Origin of the sequence: Streptomyces sp. NPDC088794, assembly GCF_044750545.1 — a bacterium.
Taxonomy (GTDB): Bacteria; Actinomycetota; Actinomycetes; order Streptomycetales; family Streptomycetaceae; genus Streptomyces.
Window position 1 is genome coordinate 399,238 of record NZ_JBIVKB010000001.1, and the last position, 24,553, is coordinate 423,790.

The following is a 24,553-nucleotide window of genomic DNA, read 5'->3' on the forward strand; positions in this document are numbered from 1 at the left end:
TGGAGACCGGGAAGGACCGCGCGAGCACAACGGGGAGAGTAAGGAGAGGGTCGTCCCGGCGGTCCGTCTCCGGCCGCCGGGGAGGTGTGACGAGGTCAGACGTCGGCAGCCGGGGAGCTGGTCGCTCGCGCGGCTGCGGTGTGGGTACGCCTGATGTCCTGCACGCGCTCCACGCTAACAGCGTTCCGTCGGAACGTCCTCGGGATTTCCGTCCGGGCCACGAGCACGGTGTGGGTCCAGTTCGGCTGGGTCGTCTCCCGCGGCTGCGCGGCCCGCGCCAGTGACCGGCGGTCGGGGTGGCTGCCCGGCGCGATGACGGCCCGTACGTCGATCTCGGCCACCAGGCCGCGCGTCGACACCACCCGCCACACCGACGCCAGCAGCGAGTCCTGTCCTATGAACGCGGGCGCCGTGCTCGCCGAGCCGCCCTCGATCCGGTACCGCAGCCGCACCGGCTGCACGGGCACACCGGCGTCGAGCGCGGCCTGGAAGACGGCCCGCCGGAACGAGCCCTGCGCGCGCCCGCACCAGGTGCTGCCCTCCGGGAAGACGGCCACCGCGCTGCCCGAACCCAGCGCGCCCGCGATACGGGCGACCGTTTCGGGGAGCGCGCGCAGCCGGTCCCGGTCGATGAACAGGGCACCGCTCCCTGCGGTCAGCACCCCCGCCACCGGCCAGCCCCGGATCTCCGCCTTGGCCAGCATCCGGGCCGGGCGTACGGCGGCCATCAATGGGATGTCCAGCCACGAGATGTGGTTGGCGACCAGCAGCAGACCGCCGCCGGAGGGCGCGGCCCCGGTGATCCGGAGCCGCACCCCCGCGGCCCGTACGATCCAGCGGCACCACAGCCGCACCGCCGCGGCGGGGATCAGCCCGCCGAGCGGCATCAGCATGATCCCGCCGAGCACCACCACGACGACCGCCATGAGGCGCAGCACGGCCAGGGGTACGGCCGTGAGGGACCGGGTGGGTTCGATGCACGCCCTGGGGGTGCAGGGCGCGCTCGGCAGCCAGACGCTCATCAGGCCGGGACGAGCGAGAGGAAGTGCCGCAGATAGCGCGGGTTGACCCGGCGCATCGACAGCAGCACGTACAGGTCGGCGACGCCGAAGTCGGGATCGTGGGCGGGCTCGCCGCACACCCAGGCACCGAGTCGGACGTATCCGCGCAGCAGCGGCGGGAGTTCGACGCGGCCGGCGGGACGGGCGACACCGTCCGCGCTCCAGGGCAGCAGCGGCCTGACCCGGAACTCCTCCGGGGCGAGGTGCTTGGCGCCGACCCGGTCCCAGGTGCCGGCGGCGAGGGCGCCGCCGTCGGCGAGCGGGATCGAGCAGCAGCCGGCCAGCCACTCGTGGCCGCGGTCGACCATGTAGCGGGCTATGCCGGCCCAGATGAGGCCGATGACCGTGCCGTCGCGGTGGTCGGGGTGAACGCAGGAGCGGCCGACCTCGACCAGGCCCGGGCGGATCGAGTCGAGCGGAGCGAGGTCGAACTCGCTCTCCGAGTAGAGCCGGCCGGCGACCGCGGCCCGCTCCGGCGGCAGCAGCCGGTAGGTGCCGACCACCTGGCCGGTGACCGTGTCGCGGACGAGGAGGTGGTCGCAGTAGGCGTCGAAGGCGTCCACGTCCAGGCCCGGCCGCGGGCTGGACAGGTGGGCGCCCATCTCACCGGCGAAGACGTCGTGCCGCAGCCGCTGCGCGGCACGCACATCGTCCTCGTCACGGGCGAGCGTGACGGTGTAGCGGGTCGGCGCGGCGGGCTGCGAGGGACGGTCGAGGGTGGAAACGCCGGTCATGGCTCTCCCTGATCACGGGCCGGGTTCGGCGGAGGAACTGGCTGGCCGGTTCCGTATCTCCGGTCGCAACAGTTCTTCCGATGCCGGGCGTCCTGCGCGTGACCTGTGCCCGGAGCAGGGATGTGGGGTTGTTGAACGGCGTCCCCGCACCCGGGCCCTCAGGGTGTGCCGCTCACTTCGGCGGGGCGCACCGCCCCAGCCACTCCCGCGCCTCGTCGGCGCCGAGCACCCGCTCCAGCACCAGGTCACCGGTCATGCCGGGGAAGAACCGGCCGGCGGGCCAGCCGCGCTGGTACGGCGGCGGATCGAGGACCACCACCCGTACGCCGTCAACGACCGGGATGTCGGTGGGAGTTCCCTCGTTCCACACCCATTCGCCGTCCGGGGTCACGAGGTTGAAGGCGCCGGTGGTCGGCACCTGTCCCGGGGCGTCCCGGCACACGGCCGCCTCCTGCGCGGAGGGCGCCTGCCCGGGCACGTGCCCGCCGCCGATGAGGACGTCGGCGAGGAGGGTGTGCAGCTGGAAGGTGTCGCCCATGCCGGTCATGCGCAACAGGTAACCGGTGCCGGTGGGGCGGTGCAGGGCGAGGAGGGGTTCGTCGTCGAGGACGAGGAGGGCGTAGTGCAGGCACTTGAAGTCGTGGCCGGACGCCTCCTGTATCCCGTGCAGGGCGCGCAGGAGGACGAGGCGGGTCTCGGGCAGGAGTGCGGTGCGCACCGCCGGACGGTTGAGCATGGCCACGGACGCCATCTCCCACTGCGGCAGGGTGATCCAGCCGACGGCGGCGTCCTGTCCGACCCGTTCGAGGGCCGCCTCGGTGAGCGCGGCCGGGTCGGGCTCGGGGAGGTCTCCGCCGCCGGTCGCCGCCCAGCGCTCGCAGAACTCCTGAGCGACGCCGAGGGCTTCGGCGAGACCGTCGAGGACCTGCGGCGCACAGGCGACGGCGTCCGCGCCCCGTTCGACACAGGCGCCGATCAGTACGGCGACCAGCGCGCGGGGTCCGGGCGGCACCTCCGGCAGCAGCGCGGCCATGCGCGGGCCGATCAGGACGAGGTCGTCGTCCCGCGCGTGCTCGAAGTACTGCCGGACGTCCTGCATCGCCTGCTGCGCGCGCTCGCCGTCACTCCGGCCCACGGCGTCCTCGAAGCCCGTCACGGCGTCGAGAAACCGAGTCCGCCCCTTGCCTGTGAAGATCATGCGGGCAGCCTACCGAGGGCCGCGATGCCTGGCGGGACCGGGGATGAGCACCACTCCCGGTCCCGCCCGTCCGCACCTTGTCGGCGAACGTTCTTTTCCCACAAGGGAGTTGGTGTCCGGAGTTCAGCGCTTGGCGACCTTGCGCGTGGCCCGCAGCCACTCCTTGTTCATGCTGGTGATGGAGACCAGCGGGATGCCCTTGGGGCAGGCCGTGGCGCACTCGCCGGCGAGGGTGCAGCCGCCGAAGCCCTCGTCGTCCATCTGCGCGACCATGTCGAGGACGCGGGTCTCGCGCTCGGGTGCGCCCTGCGGGAGCACGTTGAGGTGGTTGATCTTGGCCGAGGTGAACAGCATCGCGGCGCCGTTGGGACACGCGGCCACGCACGCCCCGCAGCCGATGCACTCCGCGTGCTCGAAGGCGAAGTCGGCGTCCGGTTTCGGGACGGGGGTCGCGTGGGCCTCGGGCGCGGCGCCGGTCGGGGCGGTGATGTAGCCACCGGCCTGGATGATCCGGTCGAACGCCGAGCGGTCCACCACCAGGTCCTTGATCACGGGGAACGCCGACGCCCGCCAGGGCTCGATGTCGATCGTGTCGCCGTCCTCGAAGGACCGCATGTGCAACTGGCAGGTGGTGGTGCGCTCGGGGCCGTGCGCGTCGCCGTTGATGACGAGCGAGCAGGCGCCGCAGATGCCCTCGCGGCAGTCGTGGTCGAAGGCGACCGGGTCCTCGCCCTTGAGGATGAGCTCCTCGTTGAGCGTGTCCAGCATCTCCAGGAAGGACATGTCGGAGGAGATGCCGTCCACCTCGTAGGTGGACATGGCGCCGTCGGCGTCGGCGTTCCGCTGCCGCCAGACGCGCAGGGTGAGCTTCATGCGTAGCTCCGCTGGGTGGGGTGGACGTACTCGAAGACCAGGTCTTCCTTGTGCAGGACGGGAGCCTCGCCGGTACCGGTGAACTCCCAGGCGGCCGCGTACGAGAACTCCTCGTCCCGGCGCTCCGCTTCGCCGTCCGGGGTCTGGGACTCCTCGCGGAAGTGGCCGCCGCAGGACTCGGCGCGGTGCAGCGCGTCGAGGCACATCAGCTCGGCCAGCTCCAGGTAGTCGACGACTCGATTGGCCTTCTCCAGGGACTGGTTGAACTCCTCGCCGGTGCCGGGCACCTTGATGCGCCGCCAGAACTCCTCGCGGATCTGCGGGATGCGCTCAAGGGCCTTGCGCAGTCCGGAGTCACTGCGGGCCATGCCGCAGAACTCCCACATCAGCTCGCCCAGTTCACGGTGGAAGGAGTCCGGCGTGCGGTCGCCGTCCACCGACAGAAGCAGGTTGAGCCGGTCCTCGGTGTCGGCCAACACCTCCTGGACCTCGGGGTGTTCGTCGGTGACCGTGCTCTGGTGCGGGTTGCGGGCGAGGTAGTCGTTGATGGTCGCCGGCAGGACGAAGTAGCCGTCGGCCAGGCCCTGCATCAGCGCGGAGGCACCGAGGCGGTTGGACCCGTGGTCGGAGAAGTTGGCCTCACCGATCGCGAACAGGCCGGGGACGCTGGTCTGGAGGTCGTAGTCGACCCACAGTCCGCCCATCGTGTAGTGCACGGCCGGGTAGATCCGCATCGGGACCGTGTACGGGTCCTCGGCGGTGATGCGGGCGTACATGTCGAAGAGGTTGCCGTACTTCTCCTCGACCGCCTTGCGCCCCATCCGCTGGATGGCGTCGGCGAAGTCGAGGTAGACGCCCTGTCCGCCGGGACCGACTCCCCTGCCCTCGTCGCAGACGTTCTTCGCGGCCCGGGAGGCGATGTCGCGCGGGACCAGGTTGCCGAAGGACGGGTAGATGCGCTCCAGGTAGTAGTCGCGCTCGTCCTCGGGGATCTGGTTCGCCGGACGCTCGTCGCCCTTGGCCTTCGGCACCCAGATCCGGCCGTCGTTGCGCAGCGACTCGCTCATCAGCGTCAGCTTGGACTGGTGGTCGCCGGTGCGCGGGATGCAGGTCGGATGGATCTGCGTGAAGCAGGGGTTGGCGAAGAGCGCTCCGCGCCGGTGCGCCCGCCAGACGGCGGTGGCGTTGGAGTTCATGGCGTTCGTCGACAGGTAGAAGACGTTGCCGTAGCCGCCGCTCGCCAGTACGACGGCGTCGGCGAAGTAGGTGTCGACCTTCCCGGTGATCAGGTCGCGGGCGACGATCCCGCGCGCCTTCCCGTCGATGACGATCAGGTCGAGCATCTCGGTGCGCGCGTGCATCTCGATGTTCCCGGCGGCGATCTGCCGGCTGAGCGCCTGATAGGCGCCGAGCAGCAGCTGCTGCCCCGTCTGGCCACGGGCGTAGAAGGTCCGGGACACCTGCACACCGCCGAACGACCGGGTGTCGAGCAGACCGCCGTACTCCCGGGCGAACGGCACGCCCTGCGCCACGCACTGGTCGATGATCTCGACCGAGATCTGCGCCAGGCGGTGCACGTTGGACTCGCGCGCCCTGAAGTCGCCGCCCTTGACGGTGTCGTAGAAGAGCCGGTGGATGGAGTCGCCGTCGTTGCGGTAGTTCTTGGCCGCGTTGATACCGCCCTGCGCGGCGATGGAGTGGGCGCGGCGCGGGGAGTCCTGGTAGCAGAACTGGACGACGTGGTAGCCCTGTTCGGCGAGGGTGGCGCCCGCCGAGCCGCCGGCGAGGCCGGTGCCGACGACGATCACGGTGTGCTTGCGGCGGTTGGCCGGGTTGACCAGCTTGGCCTCGAAGCGGCGGGTGTCCCAGCGGTCGTTGACGGGCCCGGTCGGGGCTTTGGTGTCGACGACGGGTTCACCGGTCGCGTAGTCCACGTAGGAAGTCATGTTCAGCTCACCACTCCGGTCATGACGCCCACGGGGACGGCGATGAAGCCGGCCGTGAGCAGCAGCGCGAGGGCATTGGCGGTGGTCTTCAGGGCGCGGTCGCGGGTGCGGCTGCCGGCGCCGAGGGTCTGGGCCGCGCTCCAGAAGCCGTGCCGTACGTGCAGGCCGAGCGCGAGCATCGCGACGATGTAGATGACGTTGCCGTACCAGGTGGAGAAGGTGTCCACGACGTTCTGGTACGGGTGACCCTCCTGGAAGCCGCCGGAGTGCACGGTCCCGGTGGTCAGGTCGAGGATGTGCCAGACGATGAACAGGCCGAGGATGATCCCGCCCCAGCGCATCGTGCGCGTCGCGTAGCTCGCCTGCCGCTTCTTGTGCACGTACTTGCTGGGTCGCGCCTTGATGTCACGACGGCTGAGCTGGTAGGCGGAGGTGGCGTGCGCGATCACGGCCACGACCAGGACGATCCGGATGAGCCAGAGCGTCCACTCGTAGTGCATGAAGGGCTCGCCCACGGTGCGCAGCCAGTGCGCGTAGTGGTTGAACTCGCCGGAACCGAAGAAGATCTTCAGGTTCCCGATCATGTGGACGACCAGGTAGAGCAGCATGATCAGGCCGCTGACGGCCATCACGGTCTTCTTGCCGACGGAGCTGTCCCACACGATCCGCGCCATCGACGGCCGTCGGTCCGTCCGCGTTGCCAGAGCCATGCCACCGACGCTAGGCCCCGGAACGCCGATCGGTCCAAGACATGGTCCGGCTTGATTCGATAGGCAGCGACTATGGTACGAGTATGCAGTTCCAGCAGCTCCAGTACTTCGTGGCCGTCGCCGAGACGCGGCACTTCACCCGGGCCGCCGACCTGGTCCATGTCGCCCAGCCCTCCCTCTCCCAGCAGATCAAGGCGCTGGAGCGGGAGCTGGGGGCGGATCTGTTCCTGCGGGCGCGCGGCAACATCGCGCTCACCGACGCCGGCGAGGCCCTGCTGCCGCTGGCCCGCCGCATCCTGGCCGACGCGGACACGGCCCGGCACGAGGTGCAGGAGCTGGTGCAGCTGCGCAGCGGGCGGGTGCGGCTGGGGGCGACACCGAGTCTGTGCACGGGCCTGCTGCCGGATGTGCTGCGCGCCTTCCACGACCGGTATCCCGGGATCCGGCTGCTGATCGAGGAGAGCGGCTCGCACGACCTCGTACGGGAGCTCGCCCGTGGGGCGCTGGATCTCGCACTCGTCGTGCTGCCGCTGCCGACGCCGTCTCCGGCGCTGACGACGGTGGAGTTGCTGCGGGAGGACCTGGTGGTCGTGTCCTCACCCGAGGCGCCCGCGCCGGGTGGGCCCGGGCGGCGGACCGTGCGGATCTCCGACCTGGAGGGCGAGCGGCTCGTGATGTTCCGGCACGGGTACGACCTGCGGGAGTTGACCGTCGCCGCGTGTCGCTCCGCGGGGTTCGAGCCGAGTTTCTCCGTCGAGGGGGGCGAGATGGACGCGGTGCTGGGCTTCGTGCGGGCGGGGTTGGGAGTCGCCGTGGTGCCCCGGATGGTCGCTGCCCGCTCGGGGCGGGGACTGCGGGTCACCCCGCTGGCCCGGCCGGGGTTGGCGCGGACGATCGCGTTGGCTCACCGGAGTGACGTGGCTCCGCCTCGGGCGGCGCGGGAGCTTCAGCGGATGCTGTTGGAGGGGTGACGGGCGGGCGCCGGCCGCGACTTCGGCTGCCGGCGCCCGCCCGTGCGTACGGCTCAGAAGCCGCCGTACGCCTGGAGTTCGTAGATGCTGCCGCCGTTCCAATTGGAACCTGTGACGGTCAGGCGGAGGTAGCGGGCGGTGACGGGGGTGTCGGCGAGGGAGTAGTTGACCTGGGCGGTGGTGCTGTCGGCGGTGTGGTCCTCCAACGTCGACCAGCTCTGACCGTCGGTCGAGTACTCCAGGCGGTACTTGTAACCGCTCGCCAGCTCGAAGGTGGTGACCACCGCGGAGACGCTGGTGTCCTTGCCGAGGTCCACCTGGATCCAGGACGGGTCGGGCAGACCGAGGCCCTGCGCCCACCGCGTGGTCAGGTCGCCGTCGACGGCCTTCGCGGGCACATGGCCCTCCGAGTCGGAGGACGCGGTCGCCGCCTTGTTCAGGGCCAGGTCGTCGTCGGCCGGGGTGGTCGACTCCGCCGCCGGGCTGGGCTCGGAGGTGTTGAGCTCGGCGTCCCTGGCCACGACGGTGAAGGAGTACGCCGTCGCCGGCTTGAGACCCGCGACCCGCAGTGTCGTCCTGTCCGTGACAGCGATGCGCTTGCCGTCCTGGTAGACGACGTAACTGGTCACCCCGGTGTCGTCGGTGGCGGCGGGCCAGCTGACGTCCACCAGACTGGGCAGCAGCGCCTTGACGGTGGGCTGCCCCGGGCTCGTGGGGGCACTGTGGTCGGAGGGGGCGCGGGCGGTGCCGTAGACCTGGAAGTCGTAGATGCTGCCGCCGTTGCCGCTGGAACCGGTCACCGTGAGCCGGACGAAGCGGCCCGCGACCGGGGTGTCGGTGTGCGCGTAGTCGGTCTGCGCCGTGGTGCTGTCGGCCGTGTGATCCGCGAGCGTCGTCCAGTGGACCTCGTCGGGCGACACCTGGATGCGGTACTTGTAGCCCTTGCTCAACTCGAAGGTGGTGATCGCTCCGCTCACGTCGTACGAGGCGCCGAGGTCGACCTGGATCCAGGACGGGTCGGGCAGGCCGAGGCCCTGGGCCCAACGGGTGCTCAGATCACCGTCGTTCACCTTCGACGGGACGTTGCCCTCCGAGTCGGAGGACGCGGTGACCGGCTTGTTCAGGGCCAGGTCCTTGCCGTCCGGCATGGTGACCTTGATGGCCTTGCTCGGCGCGGACTCGTTGCCGGCCGCGTCACGCGCGGTGACGGTGAAGGTGTACGTCTTTCCGGCCGTCAGGCCGGAGATGCGTACGGAGGTCTTGCCGGAGGCGTTGACGAGCTTGCCGTCCTGGCGGACCGAGTAGCCGGTGACGCCGGTGTCGTCCGTGGCGGCGGGCCAGTTGAGGTCGGCGACGGTCGGGAAGTCGGTGACCGCGGTCGGGGTGCCGGGGGCGGTGGGCGCCTTGTGGTCGGTGACCACGGGGCCCGGGTCGAGGTGCCGGTAGGGCGCTTCGAGACCGGCGTTGTTCACGATCGAGGCGGGCAGCTGGTCGCAGGCGCCGACCGTGATGTTGCCGTTGACGTCGTTGTTCTTGCTCAAGTACTGGACGCTGAAGGCGGGTTGGGTCGTGTAGTTGCCCTTGGCCGTGTTCTCCTCGGCGTGGTTCATCAGCAGCCACTGGAAGGAGACGTCACAGAACGCGTTGCCGGTGTTGGTCCAGTGCCGGCTGCCCTCGTCGTGGTAGACGGCGCCGTAGGCGGGGCCCGGGACCCCATGGATGTAGTTGCCGGCCACCGTGCCGCCGGGGTTGCTGCTGAGTGTGTAGATCGCTCCGCCGTCGGCCTGCGACTTCATGATGTCGCTGATCTCGTTGTCGGTGACAACGGTGTCGCGGCTGATGGTGGGGGTGTCGGAGACCGGGATGCCGGCGTTGTTCGGGTAGGCCGAGTTGCCGCCCTGGTCGGTCAGCCCCCAGCCCCAGCCGACAGAGATACCGGAGTACGGCAGGTCGTAGACCTTGTTGTGCGTGATCACCGTCGAGTCGGTGTAACCCGCCAGGATGCCGAGCGACCCGTTGTACTGATCGGCGACCTTGGTGACGACGTTGTTGTCGACCCGCGTGTCCTTGGTGATGTCCCTCGGATCATCGGGATGGGCGTCACCCCACTCGACCCCACCGATCTGGACGCCGGTCCCGGCGATCTGACGAAACACATTGCCCGTGATGTCGGTGTGCTGCGTACCGGTGTTGAGGTTCAAGCCCACCGCACCGAGATGGGTGAAGGTGTTGCCGGTGAACTCGACGCCCTGACCATGGCTGACGTTGACCGCGCCGGGTGTCTTCTTCCAGTGCAGACGCGTGGAGTCGAAGTCCGGGTTGTCCTTGCCGACCATCCGGAAACCGGCCTGACCCTCGATGAACCCGTCGGGCGAACTCGGCTCCAGCCAGGTCGAGTAGGAGAACGTCAGGCCCTCGAAGGACACGTTCTTGACCGGCTGGCTGCGGGTGCCGTTCAGGTCGACCAGATCCTGGATCACGGGCACGGTCACGTCCGCGGTCTTCATGTTCTCGCCCTGCTCGGGCTGGTAGTAGACATAGCCCGCGCCCTTGTCCAGATACCACTCCCCCGGACTGTCCAGCAGCTCCCGCGCGTTCTCCAGCCAGGTCGGATTCTGGATCTCCTGACCGCTCTGCAGATGCGCGTTGTGCCAGCACGGCTCCTGCATCGTCATCGCATTGCCGGAGATCGACGCCACCGGACAGCGCATCAGCTTCCAGCCCCAGGAACTCACCACTTCGAGATCCGAGGGACGCTTGTACGCGCTGATGGCGGAGTCGGTGAAGGTGTAACCGGTCGACGTCTTGCTGAAGCCGGCCGGGTTCTTCCCACTGCGGGCCCGCGTCCTCAACTCACCGTTCACATACAGCTGCCGGGTGTCCAGGCCCGTCAACTTCGCCCTGTAGACCTTCCCTTCGGCATCCGCCTTCGTCCAGCCCGTGACCTGCCTGCCACCACTGACCACCGGATGCGCACCGGGCGCGGCCTCATAGACGATCCGCTGCCCGCCCGTACCGGAGTCCTTGGCGGTCAGAGCGAAGGTGCGACTGAGCTGGTACGTGCCCGACTTGAGCCGGACATGGATGTCACCGCGCACCTTGGACTTGACGTCGCGCACGTAATCCCGCGCGTGCTCAAGGGTCTTGAAGGGGTGGTCGGCGGTGCCGCGGCCGGTGTCCTTGCCGGTCGGGGAGACGTAGACGGTGAGGCCGGACGGTCGCGCGGCGGCCTGGGCCGGGGCGACGGTCAGGGGCGCCGCCGCGGCGGCCAGGGACACGGCGGCTATGAGAACTCTTCGCACGGGCACACGGCGGCCCCTGCGCGCAGACGGAACAGACACGGAAATCCAATCGCCTGGGGGATGTGACGCGGGAGGCCGGTCGTCCACCGGCCTCTCCGGACGTCGGTCGGAATGCGCCCGTACGAAGTCGGCCTAGGAGGCGGACGTCTGCGGGGGCAGTGAGGAGTCGCCGGGACCGGCGCTCGTCGAGGGCCGCGCGGGTGCCCCGGGGGCGGCGCGGTCACCGAGGTTGAACAGCCGGTCGCGGATCTTCCGCTCGAACTGGGTGCGCGTGGTGGCGATGTGCTCCACCATCAACTCGCTCGCGAGATCGGCCTCCCCCGCGGCGACCGCCTCTGCGATGGCGAGGTGCTGTCGTGCGGCGGCCTCCAGCGAGCCGGGCGCGTCGCCGTGGAAGAGCAGCACGTCGGACTGGGCGGCGAGGCGCCGTACGCCGGCCACGCTCGACCTCAGGAACACGTTGTGCGCGGCGGCGCCCACCGCGTCGTGGAAGGCCTCGTCGGCCTCGGCGAAGGCGTGCGCGTCGCCGCGCTGGGCCGCCGTCAGTGACCTCTGCGCGGCCTCCCTGATGGTGCGGACCTCGATGGGGGTGGCGAGGCCCGCGGCCCGGCGGGCCGTCTCCGACTCGATCACGGTGCGGTACTCCAGGAGCATCAGGACGTCGTCCATGCTCGTCGGGCGGAAGTGCGCCAAGTGATCGTCCACCAGCCCGCCGGAGGCCTCCGCGACGAAGATGCCTGCGCCTCGCCGTACGCTCAACCGGCCGATGGCGGCCAGGACTTTGACCGCCTCGCGGGTGACGTTGCGGGAGGCGCCCAGGACTTCGGCCAGGCCCGCCTCCGTGGGGAGCCGGTCGCCCGGTCGCAGGTTCTGCCCGGCGATGTACTCCAGCAGTTGCTCGGCGACGAGTTCGTACCCCGGCCGGTAGGGACCGTCGGCCCCCGGTGACGCATCGGCCACTGTGCAACCCTCCATGCCTGTGGATTAACCCGGTTCATCGATGATGGTCACTATGGCATCCGGGTTCCAGGGAGGGAAGATGTCGAACAGAACCTGATTCATGTGGTGGATGTGGCGGCGTATCGCCAAATGAAACAGGTCTATTGGCCGGTGAGGCGCCCGGGCCGGGAACGGGAAAAGGTGTCGGCCGAGGAGAAGGATCTCCTCGGCCGACACCCTGTGCTTCCTCTGCGTCCGGGCGGCTCAGCCCGTCGCGTCCACCAACGCCAGTTCGTGCAACCGCTCCGGCGGGCCCGGGCGGGCGTAGTACCAGCCCTGGGCCGTGTCGCAGCCCAGTATGCGGAGTTGTTCGGCCTGGGCGCCGGTCTCCACGCCCTCGACCGTGACCGCCAGGTCCAGGCTGTGGGCGAGGGAGACGATCCCTTCGACGATCTTGAGGTCGACGGGGTCGGCCGGGAACTGCTGCATGCTCTGGGTGAAGGAGCGGTCCAGTTTGAGGATGCTCACCGGCAGCCGGCGGAGGTTGGCTAGGTTGGAGTAGCCGGTGCCGAAGTCGTCGAGGGCGATGTCGACGCCCATCTCGGCGAGCCGGCGCAGGGGTTTGAGGAGGTCGTCGTCAGCGCCGATGAGCGCGGACTCGGTGACCTCCAGGCAGAGGGCGTCCGGCTGGACGCCGGCGCGCTCCAGGATGTCGACGGTGTCCTGCACCAGGCCGGGGTGGGTGAGCTGGCAGGGCGAGAGGTTCACGTTGATGCGCATCGGGCCCGCGTCCTCGAACCGCTCGCGCCACTCGCGCGCCTGGCGGACGGACTGTTCGAGCACCCAGCGGCCCAACGGGACGATGAGGCCCGTGTGTTCGGCGAGCGGGATGAAGCGGTCCGGGCCGAGGACGCCGTGCTGCGGATGCAGCCAGCGCACCAGCGCCTCGGCACCGCGGACGGTGCCGTCGCCGAGGTGGACCAGGGGCTGGTACTCGATGAAGAACTCGCCGCGCTCCAGGGCGATGGGCAGTGCCGTGGTGAGCCCGTGCCGGGTGATGGCGCGGGCGTCGGCCTCCTCGTCGGCGAGCTCGTAGCGGTTGCCGCCCGCGGACTTGGCCCGGTACATCGTGATGTCGGCACTGCGCAGCACCTCGGCGGGGGTGCGCTCGCCCGCCGGGCCCTCGACGATGCCGATGCTGCCGCGCACCAGGAGTTCCCTGCCGTCCACGCTGATCGGCGTGACCAGGGCGTTCATGATGCGCTCGGCGAGTTCGTCGACCTCGCGCTCGGTGCCGGTCCCGGTGGTCAGGGCCACGAACTCGTCGCCGCCGAGCCGGGCGACCATCTCGCCGGGCGCGGTCGCGCAGGCCTGGAGGCGGTCGGCGACCTCGACGAGCAGCCGGTCGCCGGCCGCGTGGCCGAGGCTGTCGTTGATGGCCTTGAAGCCGTCGAGGTCGAGGTAGCACAGGCCGAAGCGCTGGCCGGTCCCGGCACCCAGCGCCTTCTCCAGCCGCTCGAAGAAGAAGGTCCGGTTGGGCAGGCCGGTCAGCGCGTCGTGCGTGGCCTCGTAGCGGAGTCGGAGGTTGAGCAGCCGGCGCTCGGTGGTGTCCTCCATGAGGGCGAGCTGGTACTGCGGTTCGCCGTCCGCGTCACGCAGCAGGGAGACCGTCAGATTGGTCCACAGGGCCGTCCCGTCGGGCCGGGAGAAGGCCTTCTCCACGTGGTAGTGCTCGCGCTCGCCGCGGACCAGCTCGTCGTAGAGCGTCCAGGTCTGGGGCGCGTCCTCGGGGTGGGTCCACTCCTGGACCCGCCGGCCGCGGAGCATCTGGTCGGTGAGACCGAACATGCGCAGCAGGGCGCCGTTGACTTGCAGGATGTTGCCTTCGAGGTCGGCGATGCCGATTCCTATGGCCGCGCCCTCGAAGACGGCCCGGAAGCGGGCCTCGCTCGCGTGCAGCGCCTGGGCGACCACGCCCTGCGCCTTGAGCGCGGCCGCCGAGATCGCCTCCTGCTCGGCCAGGGTGCGCTCGCGCAGCGCCTGGGCGTACCCGGCCGCCATGGCGTGCTGCAACCGGGCCGCGCGGGCCCGCAGGTCCTCCTGGTCGCCGTCCTCGCCGCAGTAGAGCACCAGATAGGCGTGCACACAGTCCAGCGAGCGGCTGAGCGCCTCGGGGTCGGTGCAGTGCGCGGCGACGAGGGCGGCGCCGACCGCTCTGCCCTCGTCGGCGTCGAGCGTGCGGGTGTGCAGTGCCTGGCTCAACCGCCGGGCCAGCGGCAGGAGTTGCTCCTCGAACTCCGGCCGGGTCAGCGACGTCGAGGTCACCGGGAACACCGCCCGGCTCCAGATCGTCGCGAACCGGCGCAGTCTGTCCTCCGGCCCGTCCGGCTCCGCGCTCACGCCGTGCGCCCCACGCCGGCGAACCCGGAGAACGCGTAGGGATCCTCGTCCTCCAGTGCCGTCTCCGGCCGCCAGTGCGGCATCGGCACCAGTCCCGGTTCCACCATGTCGTACCCCTCGAAGAACCGCGCGATCTCCTCGCGCGAGCGCATGATCAGCGGGTTGCGAATGTCCTTGTATACGTCCACCGTGCCCGCGGCCCGCTCCGGGGGGAGCGGGATTCCCTCGTACGAGGCATGGGTGAGGATCAGCAGACTGCCGGGCGCGAGTGCGTCGCGCAGCTGGGCCACCGCTTCGTACGGGTCGTCCTCGTCCTCCACGAAGTGCAGTATGGCAACGAGGAGCAGGGCCACCGGCCGGTTCACGTCGATCAGCCGCTGTACTTCGGCACTTGCGAGGATCTCCTGGGGCTTGCGGAGGTCGGCGGCGACGACGTCCGCGTCCTCGTTGCCGGCGAGGACCGCCTGGCTGTGCGCGACGGCCACCGGGTCGTGGTCGACGTAGACGACATGCGTGCCGGGCCGGGCCGACTGGGCGACCTCGTGGACGTTGCCGAAGGTCGGGATGCCGGAGCCGATGTCCAGGAACTGGGTGATGCCCTCGTCGACGGCGAACCGCACCGCGCGGCGCATGAACGCCCGGTTCGCCTGCATGATCTTGGGAAGTCCCGGCATGAAGTCCATGGCCTTGCGGGCCGCTTCCCGGTCGACCTCGAAATTGTGCGAACCGCCCAGGTAGTAGTCGTAGATGCGCGAAACGCTGGGCACCGAGATGTCGATGCTCCGGGGGGCCCAGGCGGGACGCTCCATCTATCTCTCCAAGGCGTAGGCGATCCGGTGTTCGAGCTGAGGCTACTGATCGCCTGCCAACGGGGCGAGCCCAAACGGAAATTGACCGTCCGTTCCCGGTCACTGCCTGCGGCACATGCCGTAATCGCCCGCTCAAAAAGGGCAACTCGACATCCCCCGAAGAGCAAAAGATGCCCGCCGGAACATAAAGCCGGAACACAAAAGCGGTCCGCCCCCTCCGTGCGGTGCGGAGGGGGCGGACCATTCGATCGTGCGCTGTCCGGTGCGATCAGCCCTGGGGAGGTGATCCCTACTTCTTCGGTGCGCCGATCGGCTTTCCGTCGGGCGCCATGACGTACCAAGTACCGCCGACGCCCTGACCGTTGGTGTCACCGGGAGCCTCGTCACCGGCGAAGGTGTACGCCGGCCAGCAGTCGACGGTCATCTGCTTGATGCCGTCGGGCCGGGTGATGGCCATGAGGCCGCTCTTCTTGAGGCCCTTGGTGTCGTTGGCCTCGACCGGGCCGACGACCGGCCACTTGTCCAGGCAGGCGCCCGTGCAGTTGGAGATCGGGTCGGGCCAGGCCACGTCCTTCAGGAAGCGGTAGACCGTGTGACCGTTCTTGTCGACGACGATGTCGCCGAGCTTGGCGTCCTTGCGCACGGAGAGTCCGGGCAGGCTCGCGAGGGTGGCCTTCTTGCCGTCGGGGGCCAGCGCGAACCACTTCTTGCCCACGCCCTGACCGGTGATGTCACCGGCCTTGGTGTCCTTCGCGTAGCGGTACGCCGGCCAGCCGCCGATGGTGAGCTGCTTGGTGCCGTCGGTCCGGGTGACCTCGCCGAGCAGGGCCTTGTCGATACCGGCGCCGGCCGTGGCGTCGTCCGCGGGCACCGGCGGCCAGGCGGTCGCGCAGTCGCCGTCGCAGCTCGACTTGGGCGGCTCGGCGGTGTCGTCGTCGAATCGGTAGAGGGTCAGGCCCGTGCCATCGGTGAGCACCTTGCCGAGTTCCGCGTCCTCGGCGACGGCGAGCTTGCCCGCGGGAGTCGTCTGGGTGCCCAGATTCTGACCGTCGGCGCCGTAGCCATTGCTGGGGCTGGCGCTCGCGCCGGCCGCCGGGACGCTGCCGTAACCGCCCGCAGGCGCTGTGGCGCCCACGTTCTGGCTGCCCACCCCCGACGTTCCGCTTTCCTGACCGCACGCCGTCGTCAGCGCCAGTACAGCCGCAGCGCTTGCCACGAGTGAGGCGCTCCGCCAGGAGGTCTTCATCTTCAACTCCCCATAATCCCAAGGCTTATCGCAGCGCCCTGCTGCGCCGCCGCACGGCACTGAGTACGCATGGGGCCTGCGGTTGTGTTCAACCGCCCCGCATATTTCTTTCCGGAACCTGTGACACAGGCGCACCAACCTGTGCGACTCGCCCCGTTTCTCGCGCATACGTGCGCATTGCCGGAGACGTGAGCGAGTCCTGATCAAACCCCCGGGCCCACTACTTCCCCCGTTAGGACCAATCCTTCTGCGCCATCGCGTGCGCGGGCCCGCGAGGGCTCATGATCTCCGTCGTGCATCGACCCGAACCGACCCGAATCGGCCTCACCGCCCGGCTGTTGGCACCGGTGACGCTGGCCTGGCTGCTGATGGGGGCACCGGCGGGCGTGGCGGTGGCCGACGCGTGCGCGTACGCCTCGACCGGCCCGGACGGCACGGAGGCGGTGGCGGTCGCCGGAAGCCTCGGCTGGCCGACCCCTCCGGGCTGTCCCAAGCCCCCGCCGCCTCCGCCGTGTCCCGAGCCCACGCCGAGCCCGACGCCCAGCCCCCCGCCGAAACCGCCGCCGCCCAAGCCGAAGCCCACACCCACGCCCACGCCGAAGCCGCCGCCCCCGAAACCCAAGCCCACCCCGAAGCCGACCCCCACGCCGCCGCCCCCGGCCCCGCCACCCGCCGCCCGGCCGGCCCCGCGCCCGCCGGCCCCGACTCCCCCGCCCCCTCCGAAGCCCACACCTACGCCGAAGCCCTCGGCCAAGCCCGCCCCCGGTCCGAGCGCCAGTCCGGTGAGCTACCCGAAATACCGCGCCCCGGCCCCCAAGCGGCCGACCCACAACAGTCCGTCCCCGCTCACCTTCGTCCTGCTGATCACGACTCCCGCCGTGGTCGCCGTCGCCGCCCTGCGGCCGCGCTGATTCCTGGAGGCACCTCTTGCCGGAATGGCTTGTTCTCACTCTCGCGATGCTGGCCGCGTGCGTCGTGGTGGTCATCATCACCTTCCTGCGGCACCGCACGGCGTCCGACGACGAGGACACCAGTGAGACCCCCGACGTCATCGAGTACATGACGATGTGGATCGGTGTGGTGTACGCCATCGTCCTGGGCCTGGCCATCGCCGGGGTGTGGGAGGCCCGCAGCGCCGCCCAGGACCACGTGCAGGCCGAGGCCGTCGCGCTGCACGAGATCTCGGAACGGGTCCGGGTCTATCCGCCCGACGTCCGTGACCGCATTCGGGACGACGTCGACGCTTATGTCGGACAGGTCGTCGACAAGGAGTGGAAGTCGATGGCCGACCACGGCGAGGTCACCCAGCGGGGCAGTGACCTCCTGGAGAAGATCCGCGTGGACGTCACCGACTACCAGCCGACGACGGACTTCCAGGCACAGGCCTACCAGCCGCTGATCGACCAGGTGATGGCGGCCGACCAGGCCCGCAACGCACGGGCGGACGCCATGGGCGCGACCATGCCGGGCGTGGTGTGGTTCGGACTGCTGACCGGAGCCGCGGTCACCATCGGAATGATCTTCGCCCTGCAGATCCGGCGCACCACGCGTGAACTGATCCTGGCCGGGCTGTTCTCCGCCCTGATCGCCTTCCTGCTGTTCCTCATCTGGGACTTCGACTCGCCCTACAGCCGGGGCATCACGGCGTCGGCGGAACCCTTCCTGCGGCTCTTCCCCCACATCGGGGGCTGACGGCCCTTCAAACGCCGTTCCCCTGAGCGGCCCACACGGTTGCCCCATTCGCACGACTGCGATCGCGCACACGTACACATGTTCCTAGCGTTTCGATCATCGAGGTGCATTTCCGGCGCAAGCGGAACAGGTCCGCTGCTGCTCCTCGGGGACCGGAGGAACCACCATGCGCGCGATACGCGTCGCTTCGGCCGCACTGCTGGGCATCAGCGCCCTCGCTCTTTCCGCACCCGCCGCGGTCGCGAGCCCCGACGGCAACATCACGCCGTTCGGCTTCAGCGTCCTGCCCTCGACCATCGCGGCGGGCGGTCAGGTCACGCTCCAGCTGAACCGTGACGGCGGCTGCCGAGGCACGGCGACGGTCACCTCGGCCGTCTTCGACACGGTGCGGATCCGCCCCGGTCAGTCGTCGGCGACGGCGATGGTCGACTGGGACGCCAAGCCGGGCGCGCTGTACCAGGTGACGTTCGCGTGTGACGGCGCGAGCGGATCGACGGATCTCACCATCGCCGGCGGACGCCCGGTCAATCCCACACCGGTGCCGCTCAATCCCTACCGGGGCGTGCACGCCGGTGAGGGCGGCAGCATCGCCGGGTTCGACGTCAAGGAGCTCGGTATGGGTGCCGCGCTCATCGTGGGCTCGGTCGGGGCGGCGTACCACTTCTCGCGCCGCCGCACCGGCGAGGACGGCGGCTGACCCCGGCGCCTCACCCGCACAGGCCTTCGCCCCGGATCCTGACAAGGGATCCGGGGCGAAGGCCTGTTGTGCGTGCGATCCGCCTCCGAAGGGGGTGAGGTCAGATGCGCTTCTCGGACCGCCTGCGCATCCAGAACAGTCCGCTGCCTACGGCGGCCGCGGCCACGAGACCGCCGCCGATCGCCATGTCGGTCGGCGTCGCCCCGCTGGTGCTGCTGCCGCCGAGACCACCGCGGACACCGCCGATGACGGTGAAGGCGGCGGGGTTGACGACGGATCCGTTGGCGCAGGTGACCGTGATGCTGTGCGAGCCCGTGCGCACGTTGCGGTTGACCGTGGCGGTACCCCGCATCAGGCTGCTGGTGCCCGAGAGGGTGGTCGCCGGGAACGCGTCCGAGGTCGCGGTGGCCGTTCCTGTGCAGTTGTCGACGGTCAGGGTCAGCTGCCCGCCCCGGGCGATGACGCTGGGCAACGCGACGATGTTGCTGGGACTCAGGTTCATTCCGTCGCGCGCGACGGCCGCCGGAGCGGCGAGTCCGAGTGCGGCGACCGCGACGGCCGAGGCCGCCAGGGCACGAGTGGTACGCATGTGATCCTCCGCGGAAGACGCCCCGGGACCTGTTCCCCGGTGGATCGGCGAGAAAGCGCCTCCCAGACAGACCCTCAGTTGCCTTGCGCCAAGCCGCATTTCGGCGCTGGTCCGTCCTGGTGAGAAGACACGCCGAGAGATAACCGCACAATCGGATATCACCGCAGGTCACGGACCGTCAGAAAATTCCTGCGCACGGCAACTCGGATGGCGCACCAAAGGAGTACGGGAAAGGGAACGGCCGGACCACACCAGGAACGACGACACGGGGACGGCCACCCGTTCGCTTCTCCCCCGTCGCCGGTTTCACGCGCGGGACTTAGCGTTCTCGTATGCGCGAATGACGTGGCGACGGCCGCGTCGAGAGGGGTAATCGAATGTCTGCGTTCGAGCTGGCCGACGAGGAGGAGCCGCAGCCGAAGAAGCGTGCTCCTTGGGGCGTGATAGCGCTTGTTCTGCTGACCGGCCTCGCGCTCATTCGGAATGGTTCGGGAGAGTTCGACGTGGGTCCGCCGCAGCCCGCCTCGGCGGCCGCGGCCGACAGCCATGTGCCCGGGACCTTCGCCAAGGCCCAGCCGCTGGCGTTCTCCATGCCCGACCGGGTCAGGATTCCGTCGATCCGGGTCGACGCGCCCGTGATGGCGGTCGGCCTGGACTCGGACGGCTGGGTGGGAGCGCCGCCGCCGGAGGATCCGAATCTGGCGGGCTGGTTCACCGGCGCGGTGTCGCCGGGCGAGAAAGGCACGGCGGTCGTGGTCGGCCACGTCGACAACAAACAGGGCCCCGCCGTGTTCTACGGACTCGGGGCCCTGAAGAAGGGAAATCGAGTAGAGGTCGCGCGCAAGGACGGAAAGACGGCCGTCTTCGAGATCTACGGCATCGAGGTCTTCGCGAAGAACGACTTCCCCGGCGACCGTGTCTACGGTTCGAAGGGCACCCCCGAATTGCGGGTCATCACCTGCGGGGGCGGTTTCTCCAAACAGCACGGATACGACGGGAACGTGGTCGTGTTCGCCCGCCTGGTCGAGGTCCGCTGAGCGTTCCCCGACCGGGCGGGCGGAATTCGGTCTATGCGGTACGCCGTCTCGGCACGCTCATGTGATAGCCGGAATCCAGCAGTTGCGGCAGATAGTCGCGCAGGGCCCGGACGCTCTGGGAGCGGTCGCCCCCGGCGTCGTGCGAGAGCACCACGACGCCGGGGGCGGCGCCGCCCTCGACCCGGTGGACGATGGTGCGCGTGCCCGGGGTGGTCCAGTCGAGCGTGTCGACGGTCCAGGCGAGGGGCTCCATGCCCAGGTCGGCGCCGAGTTGGAAGGCGGCCCGGTTCCAGGCGCCGTAGGGCGCGCGGAACCACTGCGGCCGTTCCCCGTACGCCTCCTCGATGACCTCGCTGGTGCGGTCCATCTCGGAGTGGATCTGCTTGCGGGTCAAGCGGGTCAGCAGCGGATGGGACCAGGTGTGGTTGCCGACGACATGCCCTTCGTCGGCCATGCGGGCCAGCAGGTCCTGGTTGTCGACGGCCATCTCCCCGCACACGAAGAACATGGCCCGCACGTCGTACTCGGCGAGGGTGTCCAGGATGTGCGGGGTGTAGCGGGGGTCGGGCCCGTCGTCGAAGGTCAGCACCATGGTGCGCCCGCGACCGGACATCTTCAGAAAGGGCTCGTGCCGTACGAGGGTCCGGCCGGGGGTGCTGCGGGGCGGGCCGTATCCGGTCAGGGGCTGGAGCCGGTAGGCGGACGGCTTGAGCGGGCGGCTCGCCTGCGGTCCCGCGGCGGGAGCCGGGGGCTTGGCCTGCCCGCCGCCGGTCTCCCACAGCACCGCGCCGGCGGTGCCGGCCGCCCCCAGAGCGGCGGCGCCGGCGAACAACGCCCCGCGCCGCGTGAGCAACTGATCCTTCTTCATGACTCATGAGTCGCCCGGCCGAGGGCCGACGCACCACAGCAACACCGGCGCGGCGGCAGGAATACACCCACACGGCCCAGCAATCGGGGTCAGCGGCGGCGCACCAGGGGGAACGGGAGCGTCTCACGGATCGTCAGACCCGTGAGGAACATGACCAGTCGGTCGACGCCGATGCCCAGGCCGCCGGTGGGCGGCATCGCGTATTCGAGGGCGTCGAGGAAGTCCTCGTCCAGTTCCATCGCCTCGGGGTCGCCGCCGGCCGCGAGGAGCGACTGGGCGGTGAGCCGGCGGCGCTGCTCGACGGGGTCGGTCAGCTCGGAGTAGGCGGTGCCGAGTTCGGTCCCGAAGGCGACCAGGTCCCAGCGTTCGGCGAGCCGTGGGTCGGTGCGGTGCTGGCGGGTCAGCGGGGAGACGTCGGTCGGGAAGTCCTTGTAGAAGGTCGGCAGCTGGGTGCGCTCCTCCACCAGCCGCTCGTACATCTCCAGTACGACGTCCCCGCGCCCGTCCTCGTCGCTGTACGGCACCTTCGCGCGGTCGCACAGCCGGTGCAGTGCGCGCAGTTCGGTGTCCGCGTCGACCGGCTCCCCCAGCGCCTCGGAGATCGCGCCGTAGACGGTCTTGACCGGCCAGGCGCCGGAGATGTCGTGCTCCTCGCCGTCCTTGCGTGCGACGGGTGAGCCGAAGGCGGCGGTGGCCGCGCCCTGGATCAGTTCGCGGGCGAGGTCGAGCATCACGTCGTAGTCGGCGTAGGCCTGGTAGGCCTCCAGCATCGTGAACTCGGGGTTGTGCTTGTAGGAGACGCCCTCGTTGCGGAAGGTGCGGCCCATCTCGAAGACCTTCTCCAGGCCGCCGACGCACAGTCGCTTGAGGTACAGCTCGGGCGCGATGCGCAGATAGAGGTCGAGGTCGTAGGCGTTGATGTGGGTGGTGAAGGGGCGGGCGTTGGCGCCGCCGTGGATCTGCTGGAGCATCGGGGTCTCGACCTCCAGGTAGCCGCGCGTCAACAGGCCCTGGCGCAGGGCCTGTACGGCGGTGGAGCGGGCGCGCACCACGTCGCGGGCGGCGGGGCTGGAGACCAGGTCGAGGTAGCGCATGCGGACCTTGGCCTCGGGGTCGGTCAGGCCCCGGCGTTTGTCGGGCAGGGGGCGCAGGCACTTGCCGATCAGCTGCCAGGAGGTCACGAAGACGGTGGTCTCGCCCTGGTCGCTGGTGCCCGCGCGGCCGGTGGCGGTGATGTGGTCGCCGATGTCGGTGTCGGCGGTGAAGCGGTCGAGTTCGGCACCGGACTCCTCGCGGGTGAGGGCGAGTTGGCCGTCGCCCGACCAGTCGCGCAGGCCGACGAAGACGATGCCGCCGAAGTCGCGCACCAGCATGACCCGGCCCGCGACGGTGACCTCCTCGCCCGGCCGGACCTCGGCGAGGGTGTGGGTGCGGGCCGGGATGCCGACCGGGTAGGGGTCGGTGCCGTCGGCGCGCAGCCGGTCGAGCGTGCGGTGCCGGATGCGGACCTGTTCGGGCCGGCCGGTGTGCTCGTCGCCGGGCCCGGCCTCGTCCCCTCCGGCGAGGCCGAGCGCCGACAACGACGGCAGTCCCTCGGTCGTCGCGGGCCTGGGCGCCCCCTTCGGGTGCCCCTTTCCCCAGAGCTTGCGCAACGACGGTACGGAGACGAAGCCTTCGGCGATTCCGGAGGCGAGGCCGATCCGGGCGAGGGAGGCGGTGTCGCCGTAGCAGATGAAGCGGGGGTACCACTCGGGGCGGTACTTGGCGTTGGAGCGGTAGAGGGCCTCCAGCTGCCACCACCGGGAGAAGAACAGGAGCAGGCGGCGCCACAGGCGCAGCACTGGGCCCGCGCCGATGCGGGCGCCCTCCTCGAAGACCGAGCGGAAGACGGCGAAGTTGAGGGAGATGCGGCGCACGCCCAACTTGGGTGCGGCGGCGCACAGTTCGGCGACCATGAACTCCATCACCCCGTTCGGTGCGGAGCGGTCACGGCGCATCAGGTCGAGGGAGACGCCGTCCTTGCCCCAGGGCACGAAGGACAGCAGCGCGAGCAGCCGGCCGTCCTCGCCGAGGGCCTCCACGAGGAGGCAGTCGCCGTCGGCCGGGTCACCGAGGCGGTCCAGGGCCATGGAGAAGCCGCGTTCGGTCTCGGTGTCCCGCCAGGCGTCGGCCTTGTCGACGATCTCCTCCATCTCCTGGTCGGTGAGGTCGGCGTGGCGGCGGACGCGGGTGGTGGCGCCGGTGCGCCGGACCCGGTGCACGGCCTGCCGGGTGACCCGCATCTCCCGGCCGGACAGGTCGAAGTCGGCCACGTGCAGGATGGCCTCGTCGCCGAGTTGCAGTGCGCCGAGTCCGGCGCGGGCGAAGGCCTTGGCGCCGTCCTCGGAGGCGCCCATGGCGGCGGGCGCCCAGGCGTGTCTGCGGGCCACGTCCAGCCAGGCGGCGAGGGCGTGCGGCCAGGCTTCCCGGTCGCCGACGGGGTCGCCGCTGGCGAGGCAGACGCCGGCCTCGACGCGGTAGGTGACGGCGGCCTTGCCGCTGGGCGAGAAGACGACGGCCTTGTCGCGGCGGGTGGCGAAGTAGCCGAGGGAGTCCTGCTCGCCGTAGGCCGCGAGGAGGGCGCGGATGCGGGCCTCCTCGTCGCCGTGCAGGGCGGCTTCCATGCGCTGGGAACGGAACATGGTGGCGGCGGCGCTGAGCAGGGCGAGCGCGCCGAACAGGCCGAGCGGGAAGTACAGGGCGCGCGGCGGGCGGCCGTCGAAGGAGCGGGTGGAGACCAGGCCGCCGCAGACCCGGTTGGCGGCCCAGGCCAGGCGCTGGCCGTGCGGCAGGGTGCCCGGGAACAGCTCGACCAGCCCCCAGCCGACCAGGATGCCGAGGACCAGGCCGACGAACAGGACGAGGAGGGCGCGGCGGACGGCGGCGCGGCGGGAGGCGGCGTAGAACTCCTTGCGGGCGACGACCAGCAGGATCAGGGCGAGGCCGCAGACGATCAGCGACGGCAGGGAGTCGTAGTACAGGCCGACCGCCACGCCGAGGGCGTCGGTGAGGACGAGCAGGCCCAGATAGACGACGACCAGCCACCAGGCGGCCTTCTTGCGGGCGGCGGTCGCCGCGGCCAGCAGGAAGAGGAAGACGGCGTAGGCGAGGTTGGCGCTGACCGGGACGATCAGCAGGTCGAGGAAGCGGACGACCGGGCGCAGCGCGGTGCGCAGCGGCGGGATGAAGGCCAGCAGGACGCACAGGAGACCCAGGGCGCCGAAAAAGGCCGCGAAACCCTCGGGCACCCTGCTCAGCGGGCCGCTGCCGGGAGGCCGGCTCTTGCCCCCGGTGCCCTTGGGCGTCACGGCCTCCACGGTGGCCGTCATGGTTCCGACACGGTGGCAGTCATGGTTCCGACTGTAGGAAGACCCCGGCCGCCGCGCCCGTCGAGGCGTCCCGGCCGGCGGCGGGACCTGCGGTTTCCGATAGCCTCTGCGCC

General features: G+C 70.4%; 19 protein-coding genes. 5 read left to right on the forward strand and 14 right to left on the reverse strand.

What is annotated here, in order from left to right; all coding sequences use genetic code 11:
• Positions 1-95 precede the first annotated feature (95 nt).
• From ACIP6U_RS01905 to ACIP6U_RS01930, 6 genes are all read right to left on the reverse strand, one after another.
• Positions 96-1,022 (reverse strand): lysophospholipid acyltransferase family protein, encoded by a 927-nt coding sequence (locus tag ACIP6U_RS01905; protein ID WP_401711461.1) that lies wholly within the window; start codon positions 1,020-1,022, stop codon positions 96-98.
• The gene (locus ACIP6U_RS01910; RefSeq protein ID WP_401711463.1) at positions 1,022-1,795 is read right to left on the reverse strand and encodes a GNAT family N-acetyltransferase; all 774 of its coding nucleotides are present in this window, start codon (positions 1,793-1,795) and stop codon (positions 1,022-1,024) included. Before ACIP6U_RS01910 ends, ACIP6U_RS01905 begins: the two co-directional genes overlap by 1 nt.
• Before the next feature lie 172 nt (positions 1,796-1,967).
• Positions 1,968-2,993, reverse strand: coding sequence for a hypothetical protein (locus ACIP6U_RS01915; protein ID WP_401711466.1), 1,026 nt, complete (start codon positions 2,991-2,993; stop codon positions 1,968-1,970).
• 123 nt (positions 2,994-3,116) lie between these two features.
• The gene (locus tag ACIP6U_RS01920) at positions 3,117-3,866 is read right to left on the reverse strand and encodes a succinate dehydrogenase/fumarate reductase iron-sulfur subunit (RefSeq protein WP_401711469.1); all 750 of its coding nucleotides are present in this window, start codon (positions 3,864-3,866) and stop codon (positions 3,117-3,119) included.
• A complete protein-coding gene (locus ACIP6U_RS01925) occupies positions 3,863-5,812 on the reverse strand; it encodes a fumarate reductase/succinate dehydrogenase flavoprotein subunit (RefSeq protein ID WP_401711472.1) in 1,950 nt (649 codons plus the stop codon). Before ACIP6U_RS01925 ends, ACIP6U_RS01920 begins: the two co-directional genes overlap by 4 nt.
• Positions 5,813-5,814: 2 nt before the next feature.
• On the reverse strand, positions 5,815-6,486 hold the full coding sequence (locus tag ACIP6U_RS01930; RefSeq protein ID WP_401712875.1) for a succinate dehydrogenase: 672 nt from the start codon (positions 6,484-6,486) through the stop codon (positions 5,815-5,817).
• 119 nt (positions 6,487-6,605) lie between these two features.
• Here ACIP6U_RS01930 and ACIP6U_RS01935 point away from each other — a divergent pair, with 119 nt between their 5' ends.
• Positions 6,606-7,493, forward strand: coding sequence for a LysR family transcriptional regulator (locus ACIP6U_RS01935; protein WP_401711475.1), 888 nt, complete (start codon positions 6,606-6,608; stop codon positions 7,491-7,493).
• A gap of 53 nt (positions 7,494-7,546) precedes the next feature.
• Here ACIP6U_RS01935 and ACIP6U_RS01940 read toward each other — a convergent pair whose 3' ends face one another.
• The 5 genes from ACIP6U_RS01940 to ACIP6U_RS01960 all read right to left on the reverse strand — a co-directional run bounded on the left by ACIP6U_RS01940 (position 7,547) and on the right by ACIP6U_RS01960 (position 16,189).
• A complete protein-coding gene (locus ACIP6U_RS01940; RefSeq protein ID WP_401711478.1) occupies positions 7,547-10,795 on the reverse strand; it encodes a discoidin domain-containing protein in 3,249 nt (1,082 codons plus the stop codon).
• A gap of 132 nt (positions 10,796-10,927) precedes the next feature.
• Positions 10,928-11,770 carry a FadR/GntR family transcriptional regulator gene (locus ACIP6U_RS01945; protein ID WP_401711480.1) on the reverse strand — a complete coding sequence of 281 codons (843 nt, stop codon included), beginning with the start codon at positions 11,768-11,770 and terminating at the stop codon, positions 10,928-10,930.
• A gap of 228 nt (positions 11,771-11,998) precedes the next feature.
• Positions 11,999-14,134, reverse strand: coding sequence for a putative bifunctional diguanylate cyclase/phosphodiesterase (locus tag ACIP6U_RS01950; RefSeq protein WP_401711483.1), 2,136 nt, complete (start codon positions 14,132-14,134; stop codon positions 11,999-12,001).
• A complete protein-coding gene (locus ACIP6U_RS01955) occupies positions 14,131-14,943 on the reverse strand; it encodes an SAM-dependent methyltransferase (protein ID WP_401711486.1) in 813 nt (270 codons plus the stop codon). Before ACIP6U_RS01955 ends, ACIP6U_RS01950 begins: the two co-directional genes overlap by 4 nt.
• A gap of 289 nt (positions 14,944-15,232) precedes the next feature.
• Positions 15,233-16,189 (reverse strand): SCO0930 family lipoprotein, encoded by a 957-nt coding sequence (locus ACIP6U_RS01960; RefSeq protein ID WP_401711489.1) that lies wholly within the window; start codon positions 16,187-16,189, stop codon positions 15,233-15,235.
• Between the two features lie 293 nt (positions 16,190-16,482).
• Here ACIP6U_RS01960 and ACIP6U_RS01965 point away from each other — a divergent pair, with 293 nt between their 5' ends.
• The 3 genes from ACIP6U_RS01965 to ACIP6U_RS01975 all read left to right on the forward strand — a co-directional run bounded on the left by ACIP6U_RS01965 (position 16,483) and on the right by ACIP6U_RS01975 (position 18,578).
• Positions 16,483-17,100 (forward strand): hypothetical protein, encoded by a 618-nt coding sequence (locus ACIP6U_RS01965; RefSeq protein ID WP_401711492.1) that lies wholly within the window; start codon positions 16,483-16,485, stop codon positions 17,098-17,100.
• 46 nt (positions 17,101-17,146) lie between these two features.
• Positions 17,147-17,881: a DUF4239 domain-containing protein gene (locus tag ACIP6U_RS01970; RefSeq protein ID WP_401712878.1), complete on the forward strand. Its 735-nt coding sequence runs from the start codon at positions 17,147-17,149 to the stop codon at positions 17,879-17,881.
• A 166-nt stretch (positions 17,882-18,047) separates the two neighbouring features.
• The gene (locus ACIP6U_RS01975) at positions 18,048-18,578 is read left to right on the forward strand and encodes a hypothetical protein (RefSeq protein WP_123996529.1); all 531 of its coding nucleotides are present in this window, start codon (positions 18,048-18,050) and stop codon (positions 18,576-18,578) included.
• 100 nt (positions 18,579-18,678) lie between these two features.
• Here ACIP6U_RS01975 and ACIP6U_RS01980 read toward each other — a convergent pair whose 3' ends face one another.
• Positions 18,679-19,167, reverse strand: a complete 489-nt coding sequence (locus tag ACIP6U_RS01980) for a hypothetical protein (RefSeq protein WP_401711495.1) — start codon at positions 19,165-19,167, stop codon at positions 18,679-18,681.
• 377 nt (positions 19,168-19,544) lie between these two features.
• Between ACIP6U_RS01980 and ACIP6U_RS01985 the strand changes: the two genes are divergently transcribed.
• Positions 19,545-20,204: a class F sortase gene (locus tag ACIP6U_RS01985; RefSeq protein WP_401711497.1), complete on the forward strand. Its 660-nt coding sequence runs from the start codon at positions 19,545-19,547 to the stop codon at positions 20,202-20,204.
• 31 nt (positions 20,205-20,235) lie between these two features.
• Here ACIP6U_RS01985 and ACIP6U_RS01990 read toward each other — a convergent pair whose 3' ends face one another.
• Positions 20,236-21,072, reverse strand: a complete 837-nt coding sequence (locus ACIP6U_RS01990) for a polysaccharide deacetylase family protein (RefSeq protein ID WP_401711500.1) — start codon at positions 21,070-21,072, stop codon at positions 20,236-20,238.
• Positions 21,073-21,161: 89 nt separating this feature from the next.
• Positions 21,162-24,440, reverse strand: coding sequence for a bifunctional lysylphosphatidylglycerol synthetase/lysine--tRNA ligase LysX (lysX, locus tag ACIP6U_RS01995; RefSeq protein ID WP_401711502.1), 3,279 nt, complete (start codon positions 24,438-24,440; stop codon positions 21,162-21,164).
• Between the last annotated feature and the right edge of the window lie 113 nt (positions 24,441-24,553).